Raw genomic sequence first — 15,850 nt, 5'->3', positions numbered from 1 at the left:
CGGAAAGGGGAGGCATGAGCCAGCTCGTCCTGAAGGACGTGTCGTACGGGTACCCGGACCGGCCGGTTCTCGACCGGGTCTCGCTGTCGGTGCGGCCCGGCGAGAAGGCGTGTGTCATCGGCGAGAACGGCTCCGGGAAGTCGACGCTGCTGCGGCTGCTCGCGGGTGAGCTGGCCCCGTCCGAGGGCTCCGTGGCGGTGAGCGCCGACGGCGGCACCGGCTACCTCGCCCAGACGCAGCCGCTGCCGCCCGATGCGACGGTGCAGAACGCCGTCGACGCGGCGCTCGCCGAGCTGCGCGACCTGGAGCGGCGGATCACCGAGGCGGAGGCGTCCCTCGGCTCGGCCGGGCCCGGCGCGCTCACCGAGTACGCCGACCTGGTGGCGGCCTTCGAGGCGCGCGACGGCTACCGCGCCGACGCCCGTCTGGAGGCCGCCCTGCACGGGCTCGGCGTCCCGCACCTGGCGCGCACGCGCACGCTCGGCTCGCTGTCGGGCGGCGAGGCGGCGCGGCTCGGCCTCGCCTGCGTCCTCGCCCCGCGGCCCGAGCTGCTGCTCCTGGACGAGCCGACGAACCACCTCGACGACCAGGCGCTGAGCTGGCTGGAGGAGCGGCTGCGGGCACACCGCGGCACCGTCGTCGCCGTCACCCACGACCGCGTCTTCCTCGACCGGGTGGCCGGCGCGATCGTCGAGGTCGACGGCGACCGGCACGCCGTCGCCCGCTACGGCAACGGCTGGGACGGCTATCTGGAACAGCGGACCACCGCACGGCGCCGCTGGGAGGAGCGGTACCGGGCGTGGTCCGACGAGGTGGACCGGCAGGAGCGGATCGCCGAGGACACGTCGGCCCGGCTGTCCGGCGGCTGGCGGATGCGGGACAGCAGCACGTTCGCCAAGTTCTCCAAGCACCAGCGCTCGGTGGAGGGCCAGGTCTCGGGCGTGGTCCGCAACGCGCGCGAGCGGCTGCGGAGGCTGCGCGCCGACCCGGTGCCGAGGCCGCCGGAGCCGTTGCGGTTCCGGGTGGGCGAAAGTGCGGCGGGCGGCGCACCGGAACCCGGTGTGCCCGGTGTGCCCGGTGTGCCCGGCGTCCTCGAAGGTGGCGCCCACCCGTTCCTGCGCCCCGTGGAAGTGACCGACGTCGCCGTCGAGGGGCGGCTCGCGGTCGACCGGCTGGTCCTTGAGCCCGGGTCGCGCACGCTGGTGACCGGGCCGAACGGCGCGGGCAAGTCGACGCTGCTCGCGCTGCTCTCCGGGCGCCTCGCACCGGATCGCGGCACGGTCCAGCTCCCGCCCCGCATCGGCCACTTGACGCAGGAGGTCGCGCACGACGGCACCGCACGGCCGCTCCTCGACGCGTTCGCGGCCGGGCTCGGCGGGCTGCCCGAGGACCACGCCCAGGACCTGCTGGCGCTCGGCCTGTTCCGCGAGGAGGACCTGGCCGTGCCGGTGCGCGACCTGTCCGTCGGCCAGCGCCGCAGGCTCGATCTGGCGCGGCTCGTCACCCGCCCCGCCGATCTGCTGCTCCTGGACGAGCCGACGAACCACGTCTCCCCCGCGCTCGCGGAGGACCTGGACGAGGCGCTGGCCGGCTACGCGGGCACGCTCGTCGTGGTCTCCCACGACCGCAGGCTCCGGGCCCGCTTCGAGGGCCGTCAGGTGCGTGTGGCGGGCGGGTCCGTGGTGGGCTGAGGCCGCGGCGCCGCGGAGTCCGCCGTCGGGGCCTCCAGGAGGCCGGGCCCGTGCGGGCCGATGCCCGCGGTGCCGACCGCCGTGAGGACCGCGAGCAGCGCGGCGAGCCCCGCCGTGCCGAGGGCCGCGGCCCAGTCGACGTCCAGCAGGTTCGTCGCGCCCGCGACCAGCACCGCCGCGAGCGCCTGCGCGAACGTCCTGATCGCACGCTCGGTGGTGGCCTTCCAGAAACCGATGCTCCACATGTTCCGCTCCCCCGTTCACCGTGTCCGCTCCCGGCATACCGCCGCCGGGCGCCGCTGCCCAGCCCCGCGACGCCCGGCACTTCGTTGCCTCGGGATACGATCTGAGGAGCCATGCACACGAACCCCACCCACACCAGCCTCGTCGCCGTCGGCGACTCCTTCACCGAGGGCATGTCGGACCTGCTGCCCGACGGTTCCTACCGGGGATGGGCCGACCTCCTCGCCGACCGGATGGCAGCGCGGACGCCCGACTTCCGCTACGCGAACCTCGCTGTGCGCGGGAAGCTCATCGGCCAGATCGTCGACGAGCAGATCGACGTCGCCGCCGCGATGAAGGCGGATGTCGTGACCCTGGTCGGCGGCCTCAACGACACCCTGCGCCCCAAGTGCGACATGGTCCGCGTCCGGGATCTGCTCACGCAGGCCGTGGAGACGCTGGCCCCGTCCTGCGAGCAGCTCGTCCTGATGCGCAGCCCCGGTCGCAACGGCCCGGTGCTGCAGCGCTTCCGGCCGCGCATGGAGGAGCTGTTCACCTGCATCGACGAGCTGGCGGCGAAGCACGGCGCCCTCGTCGTCGACCTGTACGGGGCGCCGGCCCTCGCCGACCAGCGCATGTGGGACGTGGACCGGCTGCACCTCACCGCGGAGGGCCACCGCCGGGTCGCCGAGGCGGTCTGGCAGGGCCTCGGCTACGAGCCGGAGTCCGACTGGCGCGCCGAGCTGCCGTCCGCGCTCCCGCCGAACTGGGTGTCGCGCCGCGTGGCCGACGCCCGCTTCGCCAAGCAGCACCTCGTGCCGTGGATCGGCCGCCGTCTGACGGGCCGGTCGTCGGGCGACGGCCGGGCCCCGAAGCGGGCGGAGCTGGCCCCGTACGCGCGGGATCCGCGCGCCTAAGTCCTGGCCTAAACGACGGGCCTGGCCCGAACGACGGGCCTGACCCGACCGGCAGGTCGACAGGCCCCTAGTTCCGCAGGTCGAGCCGCATCAGGACGCGGGGATGGCCGGCCAGCACCGAGGTGGTGTCGGCGGCATGCGTGAAACCGGCGCGCTCGAAGTTCTTGCGGATCCCGGCGTACGCCATGGTCGCGTCCACGCGCGCCTCCCCGTTGTCGAGCGGGTACGCCTCGAGCACCGGCGCGCCGTGGGAGCGGGCGAAGTCGACCGCTCCGGCGATCAGGGCGTGCGAGACGCCCTGCTTGCGGTGACCGGGGCGGGCCCGGATGCACCACAGGGACCACACCGGCAGGTCGTCGACGCGCGGGATGGTGCGGCTGCGGGCGAACGAGGTGTCCGAGCGCGGTGCCACGGCGGCCCAGCCGACCGGCTCGTCGCCGTCGTAGGCGAGCACTCCCGGCGGTGTACCGGCGCGGCACAGTTCGCCGACGTAGTCGCCGCGGGCCGGGCCACGGAGTTCGTTGTTGAGCTTGGACGGGATCCGATAGCTCAGGCACCAGCACACGTTGGCGGTGGCCGACTTCGGGCCGAGCACGGCTCGGACGTCCTCGAACACCGAGGCGGGGCGCACGTCGAAGGTCATGCGCCCCACCCTGGCACGACGCGCGGGACAAAACCTCCGGTTACACGGACAGCACGATCTTGCCCCGCGTGTGCCCCTCGGCATTGAGCCGCCAGGCCTCCGCCGCCTCGGCGAGCGGGAGCACCCGCGCGAGAGGCACGGTCAGCTTCCCCGCGTCGGCGAGGCCGGCGAGCGCCGTGAGGTCGGCCGTGTCGGGGCGGACCCACACGTAGTGGCCGCCCTTCTCGGCGGCCTCCGCCTCGACGATGGACGCGAACCGGTCGGGCCGGTCGAGCAGCCGCAGCGAGGCGCCGACGGCCTCCGCGCTGCCGACGAAGTCGAGGGCCGCGCCGACGCCCTCGGGCGCCGCCTCCGCGACCCGCTCGGCGAGTCCGGGGCCGTAGGTCACGGGTTCCGCGCCCAGCTCCCGTACGAAGTCGTGGTTGCGGGCGCTCGCCGTGCCGATGACCCGCGCGCCGAGCGCCACCGCGATCTGCACGGCGAACGAGCCGACGCCGCACGCCGCCGCGTGCACCAGGACGGTGTCACCGGCTCCGACGCCCACGCGCTTGATGGCCTGGTAGGCCGTGAGCCCGGCGAGCGGGACGCCCGCGGCCTGCTCCCAGGAGAGCGCGGCGGGCTTGCGGGCCAGCATCCGCACGTGCGCGGAGACGTACTCGGCGTAGGCGCCGAGCTGGGCGGTGTCCTTGCGGATGTAGCCGAACACCTCGTCGCCGGGCGCGTACTCCTCGACGTCGAAGCCGACGCGCTCGACCACTCCGGCGACGTCCCAGCCGGGGACCAGCGGGAAGTGGGTCTCCATGATCGGGTCGAGGCCGCCCGCGGCGAGCTTCCAGTCGACCGGGTTGACCCCGGCGGCCCTGACCCGGATCAGCACCTCACCGGGTGCGACCTTCGGGTCGGCGAGGTCGGTGAGCCGCAGCGTTTCGGGGCCGCCGTATGCGTTCAGAGTGATGGCCTTCATCCGCCCAATGGTTGCACACGGCGGTAAATGCAAGCCCCCGATACGTGCGTTTGCAATTAACCCGCGCCTGCAAGTACCGTCGTGCGACGTAAGCACCCGTAGGGCACGTACCACCCGAAAGGCCACCCACACCATGGCACCGTCCACCATCCCCACCGTCACGCTCAACAACGGCGTCAAGATCCCCCAGCTCGGCTTCGGCGTCTTCCAGGTGCCGGACGACGAGACCACCGCGGCCGTGACCGCCGCGCTCGAGGCCGGATACCGCAGCATCGACACCGCGGCGATCTACGGGAACGAGACCGGCGTCGGCCGCGCCCTCGCCGCCTCCGGGATCGCCCGCGAGGACCTGTTCATCACGACGAAGCTGTGGAACGCCGACCAGGGCTACGACGCCACGCTGGCCGCCTTCGACGCCTCGCTGGAGAAGCTGGGCCTCGACTACGTCGACCTGTACCTCATCCACTGGCCGACCCCGGAGCGCGACCTCTACCGCGAGACCTGGAAGGCCATCGAGAAGCTGGTCGCCGACGGCCGGATCCGCGCCGCGGGCGTCTCCAACTTCCAGCCCGCGCACCTTCAGCGCCTCGTCGACGGCTCGGACCTCGTCCCCGCCGTCAACCAGGTCGAGCTGCACCCGGGCCTCCAGCAGAGCGAGCTGCGCGCGGTGCACGCCGACCTCGGCATCGCCACCGAGGCCTGGAGCCCGCTCGCGCAGGGCGCGGTCCTCGGCGACGAGGCGATCACGACGATCGCCGCCCGCCACGGCAAGTCCCCCGCCCAGGTCGTCCTGCGCTGGCACCTCCAGCTCGGCAACGTCGTGATCCCCAAGTCCGTGACGCCGGCCCGCATCCGCGAGAACCTCGACGTCTTCGACTTCACGCTCACCGACGACGAGCTGGCCTCCATCGCCACCCTCGACCGCGACCTGCGCACGGGGCCGCACCCGGACGAGCTCAACTGACCCAGCGGACCCCCGAGTTCCGCGCCGCGGGCGCCCGAGGCGGCCACGGCGCGGAAGCCGTCCACAGCCCCGAAAGCACCGCCTGAGATGTCTGTTGCCCCCACCGCCCTCGACCGCCTCGTGAACCCCGCGGGCACACTGCCGACCCTGGGTCTCGAACTCCCCCTCGACGCCGACTGGGGCGGCACCCGGCTGCGCGCCGACCAGGCGGCGGGCCGCCCCTTCGGCGTCCCCGACCTGAGCCAGCATGCCGAACTCGCAAGCCTCGCCGACGACTTGGGCTTCGCCGCCCTCTGGGTACGGGACGTCCCGCTGTACGATCCCGAGCACTTCGGCGACGCCGGTTCCGTGTTCGAGACGTTCACCCACCTCGGGCATCTCGCCGCCGTCACCCGGCGGGCCGTGCTCGGCACCGCGGCCGTCGTCCTGCCGCTGCGGCAGCCGCTGCTGGTCGCCAAGGCGGCGGCCAGCGTGGACGCACTGTCCGGCGGCCGGTTCGTGCTCGGCCTCGCCAGCGGGGACCGGCCGGTCGAATACCCCTTGTTCGGCGCGGACTTCCACGCCCGCGGCGCCACGTTCCGCGAGGGCGTGGAGACCCTGCGCGCCGCCTGGGCAGCACGGGACGGGGACGAGGGCATGAGCCTGCCCGCGCTCGGCCTGGACCCGGGCCGCCGCCTGGAGGTACTGCCCAAGCCGACCGGCCCGTCCGTTCCGATCGCCGTCGCCGGGCACGCCCAGCAGTCCGCGGAGTGGATCTCCCAGAACGCCGACGCGTCCCTCAACTACCCGCGACCGCTCGGCGCGTTGCGGCTCAAGACGCAGGAGTGGCGGGACCTGACGGGCGAGGACCCGAAGCCGTACCTGACGCCGATGCAGCTGGACCTCCTGGCGGATCCCGCCGCCCCGGCGACCTCGATCCGGCTCGGCCTGCGCACCGGCCGCGAGGCTCTGGTGGAGTACCTGCGGGCGATGGGCGAACTCGGCGTCTCCCACGTCTCGTTCAACCTCCGCCCGAGCGACCGCCCCATCGACGAGGTCCTGAAGGAACTCGCCGATACGGTGCTGCCGCACTTCCCGTCGTCCTGAGCGACCCGTCAGCGCGCGGGCACGGCCTCCGGCGCGTCCCGCTCCCCCGCCGCCCCGATCTCCGACAGCTCCCGGTCCCGCAGGTCCGGTGCGAACGCGATGGCCACCATGGAGATCACCGTCGTCACGACGGCGAACGCGATCACCATCCACAGGCTGCCGTCGGCCCACAGCACCATCGCGCCGGCCAGCGCCGGGGTGAAGCTCGCCAGGAGGATCGAGGCCATCTGGTAGCCGATGGAGATGCCCGAGTAGCGGACCGCCGTGGGGAACATCTCGCAGTACAGGGCGGGCAGCGGCGCGTACACCATGGCGTGGCCGAGGGCGAGGAAGAGGACCACGCCCGCGACGATCGCCCACAGCTGCCCGGTGTGCACCAGCGCGAAGACCGGCCAGGTCGTGAGCACGATCAGGGCGCCGCCGATGAGGAAGGTCCGGACGCGTCCGATGCGGTCGGAGACGGCCCCGAACACCGGGATCATCACGATGTTCACCGCGGCGCCGATCATCGACGCCGTCAGGCCGTAGCTCTTCGGCGCGCCGAGGGTGGTGGTGACGTAGGACAGGATGAAGGTCGTGAACAGGTAGTAGTTACCGGCCTCGGCGAAGCGGCCGAAGACCGTGATCAGCAGGGCCTTGCGGTGGTCGCGGAAGACGACCGCCGCGGGGGCCTTGCGGCGCTCCAGCTCGGCGTCCATCTTGCGCTTCTCCTCGAGGAACGCGGGGCTCTCGGTGGCGCGGAGGCGGATGAAGAAGCCGACTCCGGCGAGGATCACGCTGAGCAGGAACGGCAGCCGCCAGCCCCACTCGTCGAAGGCGTCGCCGGAGAGCCACGAGGCCAGCGACACCGCGGCCGTGCCGAGGAGCAGGCCCGCCGACACCCCGATCTGCGGCCAGGCGCCGAAGTAGCCGCGCCGCTTGCGCGGCGCGTTCTCGACGGCGACGATGGCCGCCCCGCCCCACTCGCCGCCCACGGCGAAGCCCTGCGCCAGCCGCAGCACGCACAGCAACAGCGGTGCCGCGACGCCTATTTGCTCGTAGGTCGGCACGAGGCCGATCGCCGCCGTGGCCACCGTCATGATCGAGAACGTGAGGATCAGCGTGGACTTGCGGCCGATCCGGTCCCCGAGGTGCCCGGCGACGAACGCGCCGATCGGGCGGGCCAGGAACCCCACGCCGAACGAGGCGAGCGAGACGATCTGGCCGATGCCGGGCGACAGGTTCGGGAAGAACAGGTGCCCGAACACCAGGGCCGCGGCGGTGCCGTAGATCGTGTACTCGTACCACTCGACGATCGCGCCGATGGTGCCGGACTGCAGTGACCGGCGCCGGAGCTGCTCCGGTGTCGGGGTGGCGGCGGTGGGCATGGGGATCTCCGTTGATCAGGGGACGTGAGCGGGGCGACCGGGTGGGGTCAGGCGCGAGCCGTCTCGTAGTGGTCGGTCCACGGCAGCGTGGCGCCGGCGTACTTGGCGGCGCGGACGTCGCCGGAGCGGGCGTGCCCCTCGAACAGCTCGACGCGGGCCGCGCGCCCGCACAGCTCCCCGAGTTCGGCGGAGGACTTCTCCTCGCGCACCTCCTGGTACGTGACGGTGCGCAGGTACATGCCGACCCACAGGCCGCCGGTGTAGCGGGCGGCGCCGCGAGTGGGCAGCACGTGGTTGGTGCCGATCACCTTGTCGCCGTAGGAGACGCAGGTGCCCTCGCCGAGGAACAGGGCGCCGTAGGCGTGCATCTTGTCCAGCGCCTCGCGGGGGTTCTCGGTGAGGATCTGGACGTGCTCGTACGCGAAGGAGTCGGCGACGCGGTACGCCTCGTCGAGGTCGTCGGCCAGGATGACCTGCCCGTGGTCGCGCCAGGCCGGGCCCGCGATGTCGCCGGTCTGCATGCCGGGCAGGATCTCCTCGATGTGCCGCTGCACCTCGTCGGCGACCCGCCGACTGGTCGTGATCAGGGCGGCGGGCGAGTCGGGGCCGTGCTCGGCCTGCGAGAGCAGGTCGACGGCGGCGACGAACGGGTCGGCGTGCTCGTCCGCGACGACCAGGATCTCGGTGGGCCCGGCGAACAGGTCGATGCCGACCTCGCCGAACAGCTGCCGCTTGGCCTCGGCGACATAGGCGTTGCCGGGCCCCGCGAGCATGTCGACGGACTCGATGGTCTCCGTGCCGACGGCCATCGCGGCGACCGCCTGGACGCCACCGAGGACGTAGATCTCGTCGGCGCCCGCGAAGTGCATGGCGGCGATGGTCGCGGCGGGGATCTCGCCGCGGATCGGCGGGGTGCAGGCGACGACGCGCGGCACACCGGCGGCCTTGGCGGTCACGATCGTCATGTGCGCGGAGGCGGTCAGCGGGTAGCGGCCGCCGGGGATGTAGGCGCCGACGGACTGGACCGGTACGTGGCGGTGGCCGAGGAAGACGCCCGGCGCGGTCTCGATCTCGATCTCGGACATCGAGTCGCGCTGCGCCTCGGCGAACCGGCGGACGTTGGCCTGGACCGTCTTGATGTCCTCGACGACCTGCGGGTCGAGCGTGCCGATGATCTCGGCGATGCGCCGCTCGTCGAGGCGGAAGGACTCCGGCTCCCAGCGGTCGAAGCGCGCGGACAGTTCACGGACGGCCTCGTCGCCACGGCCGCGTACGTCGGCGATCAGCTCGCGGACGGCCTGCCCGACGGTGTCGTTGCCGGACGGCGCGGTGGACGGGGTGGCGGCGGCCTTGATGGTGCGGGACACGTCCAGCTCCTCACTCGTGATGGATACGTATCCATTGGATACGTATCCACAGAATGGAAGACGAAGGGTTGAACGGTCAAGAGGGTTCTGGGGAGGGATTTACGAGGGGGTGTGCGCCGGGCCCGTGGTGGAGCGAGCGACGAATTCCACCGGCAGCACCTCGTGCCGGTGCGGCAGCTCGGGGTCCTCGAGGCGGCCGAGCAGCAGCTCCACGCCGACCTGCGCGATCCGCTCCAGCGGCTGGCGCACGGTCGTCAGGTCGATCCGCTCCCACGCGGAGAGCGGCACGTCGTCGCAGCCCACCACGCTCAACTCGCCCGGTACGGCGACGCCTTCGGCCGCGGCGGCGTTGAGCGCGGCGTACGCCATGACGTCGTTGTGGCAGTAGAGCGCGGTCGGCCGCTCGGGGGCGGCGAGCAGCGTGCGCACCGCCGCGTACGCGGTGGCGTAGTCGTAATCGCCGTCGATCTCGGCGAGCACGGCGCCGCCGGTGGCCCGCACCCGGTCGCGGAAACCACGGCCGCGCTGCTGGGCCGTGCTCGATCCGGCGAGGCCGCGGACCATCGCGATCCTCCGGTGCCCGAGGCCCAGCAGATGCTCGGCGGCGAGCTCGCCCGCGGTCCGGTTGTCGGCCTCGACCTGGTCGGCGGGGAAGTCCGCGAGGGTGCGGTGGACCAGCACGACCGGGATGCCGTGGCCCGCCGTCCGGTGCGCAAGCGGCTCGTCCTGCAGCGCCGAGGTGAACACGACGCCGTCGACGCCCTCGCGGCGCAGCTGCGCGAGCCCCTCCTCCTCGGTCATGACGTCCGTGACCAGGGTCAGGCGCATCCCCTGCTCGTGCAGGACGCGCTCCATCGCCTTGACCATGACCGGGTAGAACGGGTTCGTCAGATCGCGGATGACGACGCCGATGAGGCCGGAGCGGGAGCCCACGAGGCTGCGCGCGGCCTGGCTGGGCTGGAAGTCGTACTTGTCGACCACTTCGAGCACGCGGCGGCGCGTCTCGGGTGCGACGCTCCCGCCGTTCAGGACGCGGGAGACGGTCGACTGCGCCACTCCGGCCTCGCGGGCGATCTGCACGCTGGTGACGGTCGGCCGCCGCGCCATGGGTCCTTACCTCCGGGTCGAGTTGATCGGGGCAAGGATATCCAGGAGGGGAATTCGAGCCGAGGACGCGGATCGCCGGGTGCCGGGGCCTGCTTCGCCCGCGGCACCCGGTGGCTGCGCGCCCACGTCCGTCAGGCCTGAACGGTCTTCAGGAGCGCGGCGAGGCCGTCGGCGTAGATGCCGTGGAACAGCTCCTCGGCCTCGGTGTCGCTCACACCGTCCGGCGTGAACGAGCCGGACCATTCGACGCGGGAGGCGTCGGGGCGGCCGGGCACGGCGTGCACGGTGATGGTCGAGAGGTAGCCGGTGACCGGGAACGGGGCCTGCTCGATGGCGTAGCTGTAGTGGCGCCCGGCCTCGTCGAACCCGACAAGACGCTCGACGATGACGCCGCCGTCCGCGTTGGTCAGGTGGCGCACGCGCCCGCCCTCACCGAGTTCGCTCTTGGGGATGTACGGGAGCCAGTCCGGCAGCGAGCCGAAGCCGCCGATGAGCCGCCAGACACGGTCGGGGCTCTTCGGGATGTCGAGGGTTGCGGTGGTGGAAGCCATGACGGCCGCCTCCTTCACGTTCAAGTGGTGTGGTGTCAGGCGTTGTTCGGGAGCGGGGCGGCCGGGCTGACGAGGCCCTCGGCGCGCAGGTCGGTCCAGAACGCGGCGGGGATCTCCTCGGCGAGGGCGGCGGTGTCCTCGGCGATGCGGCTGGGGCGGGTGGCGCCGGGGATCACGGCGGCGGACGCCGGGTGGGCGAGGGAGAACTGCAGGGCGGCGGACTTGATGCCGATGCCGTGCTTCGCGGTCAGCGCCTTCAGCCGGGCGACGCGGTCGATGATCTCCTGCGGCGCCTCCTGGTACTCGAAGTGGGTGCCGCCCGCGAGGATGCCGGAGCTGTAGGGGCCGCCCGCGACCAGGTCGACGCCCTGCTCCTGGGCCATGGGGAGCAGCCGGGTGAGGGCGTGCTCGTGGTCGAGCAGGGTGTAGCGGCCGGCGAGCAGGAAGCCGTCGGGCTTCGGCTCGTCGAGGGCGAGGGTCAGCTCGATGGGCTCGGTCTTGTTGACGCCGAGGCCCCAGGCCTTGATGACGCCCTCGTCGCGCAGCCGCGACAGGACGCGGAAGGCGCCGGTGCGGGCCTCCTCGAACTTCTGGATCCAGTCGTCGCCGTGGAAGTCCTGGGCGATGTCGTGCACCCACACGATGTCGAGGCGGTCGGTGCCCAGGCGCTTGAGGCTGCCCTCGATGGAGCGCTCGGTGGCGTCGGCGGTCCACTCGTGGAGGATCTTGTTCGGGTTGCCGTGCTCGAACAGACCGCCCTTCTCTCCGAAGTCGGGGACGTCCGTCTCGTGCTCGTCGAGGATGACGCGGCCGACCTTGGTCGACAGGACGTAGGAGTCGCGCGGCTTGGTGGACAGGACCTCGCCCAGGCGCTCCTCGGCGAGGCCCGCGCCGTAGAAGGGGGCGGTGTCGAAGTAGCGGATGCCGTGGTCCCAGGCGGCCTCGACGGTGGCGCGGGCCTCGTCGTCGGGGATCGCGCGGAACATGTTGCCGAGGGGAGCGGTGCCGAAGCCGAGCTTGCCGGGGAGGAGGGACTTGATGCCCATGGAGATCGTTCCTTGCCTTGGTGCCGTACGTCTGGGGCTGTACGTCTGGTGCTGTACGCGGCCTGAGGAGATTTCTTGGGGTTTCTCCTGCTCCGCGCCTCTTGCTCCTCCGAGGTTAGGATCGACGGGTAAGACTGTCCAAGACTTGCTTGGACACACTTGAGTCCCCCGAGGTCCAACATGCTTGACCTGCGACAACTTCGCTATTTCGTGGCCGTGGCCGAGGAGGAGCACGTCGGCCGGGCCGCCGAGCGGCTGCACATCTCGCAGTCGCCGCTGAGCCGGCAGATCGCGCAGCTGGAGAAGAACCTGGGCCTGACCCTGTTCGAGCGCAGCCAGCAGCGCATCCGGCTCACCTCCGACGGCCGCGTCTTCCTCACCGAGGCGACGGCCCTGCTGCGGCACGCAGCCCGCCTGGAGAACCTGGGCCGGCGCCTCGGGCGCGGCGAGGAGGGCGGCCTGTGCGTCGGCTACGTCGGCGACGCCATGCACACCGGGCTGCTGCCGAAGGCGCTGCGCTCGCTGAACGAGGAGCGCCCCGGCATCCACGTCGCCCTCTACGACATGACGGCGCACGAGCAGTTCGAGGGCCTGCGCCAGCGCAGCCTCGACATCGCCCTGGTCCCGGAGGCGCCGCCCGAGGACGATCCGGACCTGCGCAGCACGCTCCTCCTTCAGGACCCGCTGCTGCTCGCCGTCCCCAGCACGCATCCGCTGGCGGACGCCGAAGTGGTGCGGCCCGAGGACCTCGACGGCCGGCCGTGGATCGCCGTCGAGGACGGGCAGGACCACGTCTGGCGGGACGACTTCGTCGCGGCCTGCGCCGCCGCCGGATTCACCCCCGACATCCGCTTCGAGGCCCCCGAACCGCTCACGGCGGTGGGGTTGGTGGCGTCGGGGCTCGGTGCCGCGTTCGTGCAGCGCAGCATGGTGCACGAACGCGGCACCGAGGGTGTCACCGTGCGCGAACTCCCCTGGTTCCGCAGGTCCGTTCGCCTGTGGGCCGTGTGGCACCAGGTCGACCTGCGGCCGGTCGTGTCGTCGTTCCGCGGGACGGTACTGGCATGCGGAAGCGGGAGCACCGGTGACTCGGCCGGAGGCTACTGACCGTTCAGCGCCTCCCTCAGGGCGTCGACGGCGAGACGGCGGGCCACGTTCGCGGCCCGGGTGTCGCGCAGGCTGTCCAGGAGCAGGAAGTCGTGGACCATGCCGGCGACGCGGACGGCCGTGACGTCGACACCCGCCTCGCGCAGCTTGTTGGCGTACTGCTCGCCCTCGTCCCGCAGCACGTCGGCCTCGTCGGTGATCACCAGCGTTCTGGGCAGGCCCTTGAGGTCCTCCAGCGGCGCCTGCAGCGGCGAGGCGTGCGGCTCGGCGCGCTGGCCGGGCTCGGAGTACTGGTCCCAGAACCAGATCATCCCGTCGCGCGTGAGGTAGTAGCCATCGGCGAACTGCAGGTACGACGGGGTGTCGAAGTCCGCGTTCGTCACCGGGTACAGGAGCACCTGGGCCTTGAGGTCGATGCCGCCGCGCTCCTTGTTCATGAGCGCGAACACCGCTGACATGCAGCCGCCCACGGACTCCCCGGTGACCGCGACGCGGGAGGTGTCCAGGCCGTGTTCGGCACCGTGCTCCATGACCCACTGCCCCACCGCGTAGTTCTGCTCGACCTGGGTGGGGTACTTGGCCTCGGGCGCCCTGTCGTAGACCGGGAAGACACCCGCGGCGTTCGCGCCGACCGTGAGTTCGCGGAAGAGGCGGTCGTGGGTCCTGTCGTCGCCGAAGACCCAGCCGGCTCCGTGGATGTAGAAGACCACCGGGAGCGGACCGCTCGCACCCTTGGGCCTGATGATCCGGGTACGGACGGTGCCCCACTGCCCGGCATCGACGTCCACCCACTCCTCGTCGACGTCCGGACGCGGCACGCTCGTGTCGCTCTGGAGACCGAGGAGGATGTCACGCCCCTTCTCCGGAGGGACCTCGTAGATCCGCGGGTGCGGATCGGTCGCTTCGGCCAGCTCCTTCGCGGCCTGCTCCAGGACAGGCGTGACGGGCGGAGGAAGATCACTCATGTCTGCTCCGATGTGAGGGGCCTCAATGCCTTGAGAAGGGGCCGAGAACACATCGGATCCAGGTGTCGGGGCAAAGATGCCGGACCGATCTCCGACGTGCGCCGTCCCCAATTCATCGTGCCCTGGTCCACAGTCGGCGCAAGTCGAGTCCGGGGTGGGCGGGGGACCTCGTGGGCCCGTGCGACCCCGCCGCCCCTGACCTGTACGTTCCTACATTCGGACGACGGTTCGGAGCCTGTAGGGACGCCCGGTAAACTCCGTCCACGTGACTGCGCCTGCAAAGCCCCGTATCCCGAATGTCCTCGCCGGCCGCTATGCCTCCGTCGAGCTCGCCACCCTCTGGTCCCCCGAGGAGAAGGTGAAGCTGGAGCGACAGCTCTGGCTCGCCGTGCTGAAGGCCCAGAAGGACCTCGGGATCGACGTCCCGGACGCCGCCATCGCCGACTACGAGCGCGTGCTCGACCAGGTCGACCTGGCCTCCATCGCCGAGCGCGAGAAGGTCACGCGGCACGACGTGAAGGCCCGTATCGAGGAGTTCAACGCGCTCGCCGGGCACGAGCAGGTCCACAAGGGCATGACGTCCCGCGACCTGACGGAGAACGTCGAGCAGCTCCAGGTCCGGCTCTCCCTGGAGCTGGTCCGGGACCGCGCCGTCGCCGTCCTCGCGCGCCTCGGCAAGCTGTCCGGCGAGTACGCGGAGCTGGTCATGGCCGGCCGCTCGCACAACGTCGCGGCGCAGGCCACCACCCTCGGCAAGCGCTTCGCGACCGCGACCGACGAGCTGCTCGTCGCGTTCGGCCGGGTCGAGGAGCTGCTGAACCGCTACCCGCTGCGCGGCATCAAGGGCCCGGTCGGCACCGCCCAGGACATGCTCGATCTGCTCGGCGGCGACTCCGACAAGCTGGCCGACCTGGAGCAGCGGATCGCCCAGCACCTGGGCTTCTCGCAGGCCTTCACCTCGGTCGGCCAGGTCTACCCGCGCTCGCTCGACTATGAGGTCGTCACCGCGCTGGTGCAGCTGGCCGCGGCGCCCTCCTCGCTGGCCAAGACGGTCCGCCTGATGGCCGGGCACGAGCTGGTCACCGAGGGCTTCAAGCCCGGCCAGGTCGGCTCCTCCGCGATGCCGCACAAGATGAACACCCGCTCCTGCGAGCGCGTCAACGGCCTCATGGTCATCCTGCGCGGCTACGCGTCGATGACCGGCGAGCTGTCGGGCGACCAGTGGAACGAGGGCGATGTCTCGTGCTCGGTGGTGCGTCGCGTGGCGCTGCCGGACGCGTTCTTCGCGCTCGACGGTCTCCTGGAGACCTTCCTCACCGTCCTCGACGAGTTCGGCGCCTTCCCGGCCGTCGTCGCCCGTGAGCTGGACCGCTACCTGCCGTTCCTCGCCACCACGAAGGTGCTCATGGCGTCGGTGCGAGCGGGCGTCGGCCGCGAGGAGGCCCACGAGGCGATCAAGGAGAACGCGGTGGCCTCGGCCCTCGCGATGCGCGAGCAGGGCGTCGAGCGCAACGAACTGCTCGACAAGCTGGCCGCCGACTCCCGCATCCCGCTGGACCGCGCGCAGCTCGACGAGCTGATGGCGGACAAGCTGTCCTTCACGGGCGCCGCCGCCGGTCAGGTCGCGCAGCTCGTGGCCCGCGTCGAGGAGATCGCGAAGCAGCACCCGGAGGCCGCCGGTTACACGCCGGGGGCGATCCTCTGACCCGGCTCACTCAAGCGGACCTGGAGGCCGCTCGCGACCGTCTCGTACCGGGGGGGGGGGGGCGGCGGCGGGGGGGTGTGGTTGGGGGCGTGAAAAACGGCCCGGTTTACGGCGGGTACCGGCCCCACCAGCCCCCCCCCCCCCCACG

15 protein-coding genes are annotated in these 15,850 nt (G+C 72.1%); 6 read left to right on the top strand and 9 right to left on the bottom strand.

Annotation, left to right across the window (positions count from 1 at the left end):
* The first annotated feature begins 14 nt into the window (after positions 1-14).
* Positions 15-1,691, top strand: a complete 1,677-nt coding sequence (locus ACFV9W_RS23755) for an ABC-F family ATP-binding cassette domain-containing protein (RefSeq protein WP_385764080.1) — start codon at positions 15-17, stop codon at positions 1,689-1,691.
* Here ACFV9W_RS23755 and ACFV9W_RS23750 read toward each other — a convergent pair.
* The gene (locus ACFV9W_RS23750; protein ID WP_385764078.1) at positions 1,655-1,936 is read right to left on the bottom strand and encodes a holin; all 282 of its coding nucleotides are present in this window, start codon (positions 1,934-1,936) and stop codon (positions 1,655-1,657) included. The two genes, ACFV9W_RS23755 and ACFV9W_RS23750, sit on opposite strands and share 37 nt — an antisense overlap.
* A 111-nt stretch (positions 1,937-2,047) precedes the next feature.
* On the opposite strand from ACFV9W_RS23750, the gene ACFV9W_RS23745 reads away from it, so the two are divergent.
* Entirely contained in the window at positions 2,048-2,830 is a 783-nt protein-coding gene (locus ACFV9W_RS23745; protein ID WP_385764076.1) for an SGNH/GDSL hydrolase family protein, read from the top strand.
* Between the two features lie 67 nt (positions 2,831-2,897).
* Here the strand turns inward: ACFV9W_RS23745 and ACFV9W_RS23740 are convergent, their stop codons facing one another.
* The gene (locus ACFV9W_RS23740) at positions 2,898-3,473 is read right to left on the bottom strand and encodes a GNAT family N-acetyltransferase (protein ID WP_385764073.1); all 576 of its coding nucleotides are present in this window, start codon (positions 3,471-3,473) and stop codon (positions 2,898-2,900) included.
* Between the two features lie 40 nt (positions 3,474-3,513).
* Positions 3,514-4,437: an NADP-dependent oxidoreductase gene (locus ACFV9W_RS23735; RefSeq protein ID WP_385764071.1), complete on the bottom strand. Its 924-nt coding sequence runs from the start codon at positions 4,435-4,437 to the stop codon at positions 3,514-3,516.
* A gap of 133 nt (positions 4,438-4,570) precedes the next feature.
* Here ACFV9W_RS23735 and ACFV9W_RS23730 point away from each other — a divergent pair, with 133 nt between their 5' ends.
* Together ACFV9W_RS23730 and ACFV9W_RS23725 are read left to right on the top strand one after the other, a co-directional pair.
* A complete protein-coding gene (locus ACFV9W_RS23730) occupies positions 4,571-5,401 on the top strand; it encodes an aldo/keto reductase (RefSeq protein ID WP_385764069.1) in 831 nt (276 codons plus the stop codon).
* An 87-nt stretch (positions 5,402-5,488) separates the two neighbouring features.
* Entirely contained in the window at positions 5,489-6,487 is a 999-nt protein-coding gene (locus ACFV9W_RS23725) for a TIGR03571 family LLM class oxidoreductase (RefSeq protein WP_385764067.1), read from the top strand.
* A gap of 8 nt (positions 6,488-6,495) precedes the next feature.
* On the opposite strand, the gene ACFV9W_RS23720 is transcribed toward ACFV9W_RS23725, so the two are convergent.
* The 5 genes from ACFV9W_RS23720 to ACFV9W_RS23700 all read right to left on the bottom strand — a co-directional run bounded on the left by ACFV9W_RS23720 (position 6,496) and on the right by ACFV9W_RS23700 (position 11,925).
* A complete protein-coding gene (locus ACFV9W_RS23720) occupies positions 6,496-7,854 on the bottom strand; it encodes an MFS transporter (RefSeq protein WP_385764065.1) in 1,359 nt (452 codons plus the stop codon).
* Between the two features lie 47 nt (positions 7,855-7,901).
* The gene (hisD, locus tag ACFV9W_RS23715) at positions 7,902-9,221 is read right to left on the bottom strand and encodes a histidinol dehydrogenase (RefSeq protein ID WP_385764062.1); all 1,320 of its coding nucleotides are present in this window, start codon (positions 9,219-9,221) and stop codon (positions 7,902-7,904) included.
* Between the two features lie 99 nt (positions 9,222-9,320).
* Positions 9,321-10,328 (bottom strand): LacI family DNA-binding transcriptional regulator, encoded by a 1,008-nt coding sequence (locus ACFV9W_RS23710; RefSeq protein WP_385764060.1) that lies wholly within the window; start codon positions 10,326-10,328, stop codon positions 9,321-9,323.
* Positions 10,329-10,459: 131 nt separating this feature from the next.
* Positions 10,460-10,879 carry an SRPBCC family protein gene (locus tag ACFV9W_RS23705; protein WP_385764058.1) on the bottom strand — a complete coding sequence of 140 codons (420 nt, stop codon included), beginning with the start codon at positions 10,877-10,879 and terminating at the stop codon, positions 10,460-10,462.
* Positions 10,880-10,914: 35 nt separating this feature from the next.
* Positions 10,915-11,925, bottom strand: a complete 1,011-nt coding sequence (locus tag ACFV9W_RS23700) for an aldo/keto reductase (RefSeq protein ID WP_385764055.1) — start codon at positions 11,923-11,925, stop codon at positions 10,915-10,917.
* A 180-nt stretch (positions 11,926-12,105) separates the two neighbouring features.
* Here ACFV9W_RS23700 and ACFV9W_RS23695 point away from each other — a divergent pair, with 180 nt between their 5' ends.
* A complete protein-coding gene (locus ACFV9W_RS23695) occupies positions 12,106-13,032 on the top strand; it encodes a LysR substrate-binding domain-containing protein (RefSeq protein ID WP_385764053.1) in 927 nt (308 codons plus the stop codon).
* Here ACFV9W_RS23695 and ACFV9W_RS23690 read toward each other — a convergent pair.
* The gene (locus ACFV9W_RS23690) at positions 13,026-13,997 is read right to left on the bottom strand and encodes an alpha/beta hydrolase (protein WP_385764051.1); all 972 of its coding nucleotides are present in this window, start codon (positions 13,995-13,997) and stop codon (positions 13,026-13,028) included. The genes ACFV9W_RS23695 and ACFV9W_RS23690 overlap by 7 nt on opposite strands.
* Positions 13,998-14,262: 265 nt before the next feature.
* Between ACFV9W_RS23690 and purB the strand changes: the two genes are divergently transcribed.
* Positions 14,263-15,702, top strand: coding sequence for an adenylosuccinate lyase (gene purB, locus ACFV9W_RS23685; RefSeq protein ID WP_385764049.1), 1,440 nt, complete (start codon positions 14,263-14,265; stop codon positions 15,700-15,702).
* The last annotated feature ends 148 nt before the right edge of the window (positions 15,703-15,850 follow it).

The organism is Streptomyces sp. NPDC059897 (assembly GCF_042730865.1).
In the GTDB taxonomy this organism is placed as follows: domain Bacteria; phylum Actinomycetota; class Actinomycetes; order Streptomycetales; family Streptomycetaceae; genus Streptomyces.
The sequence above is the reverse complement of the archived record's forward strand: the minus strand, read 5'-3'. Positions and strand labels throughout refer to the sequence as shown.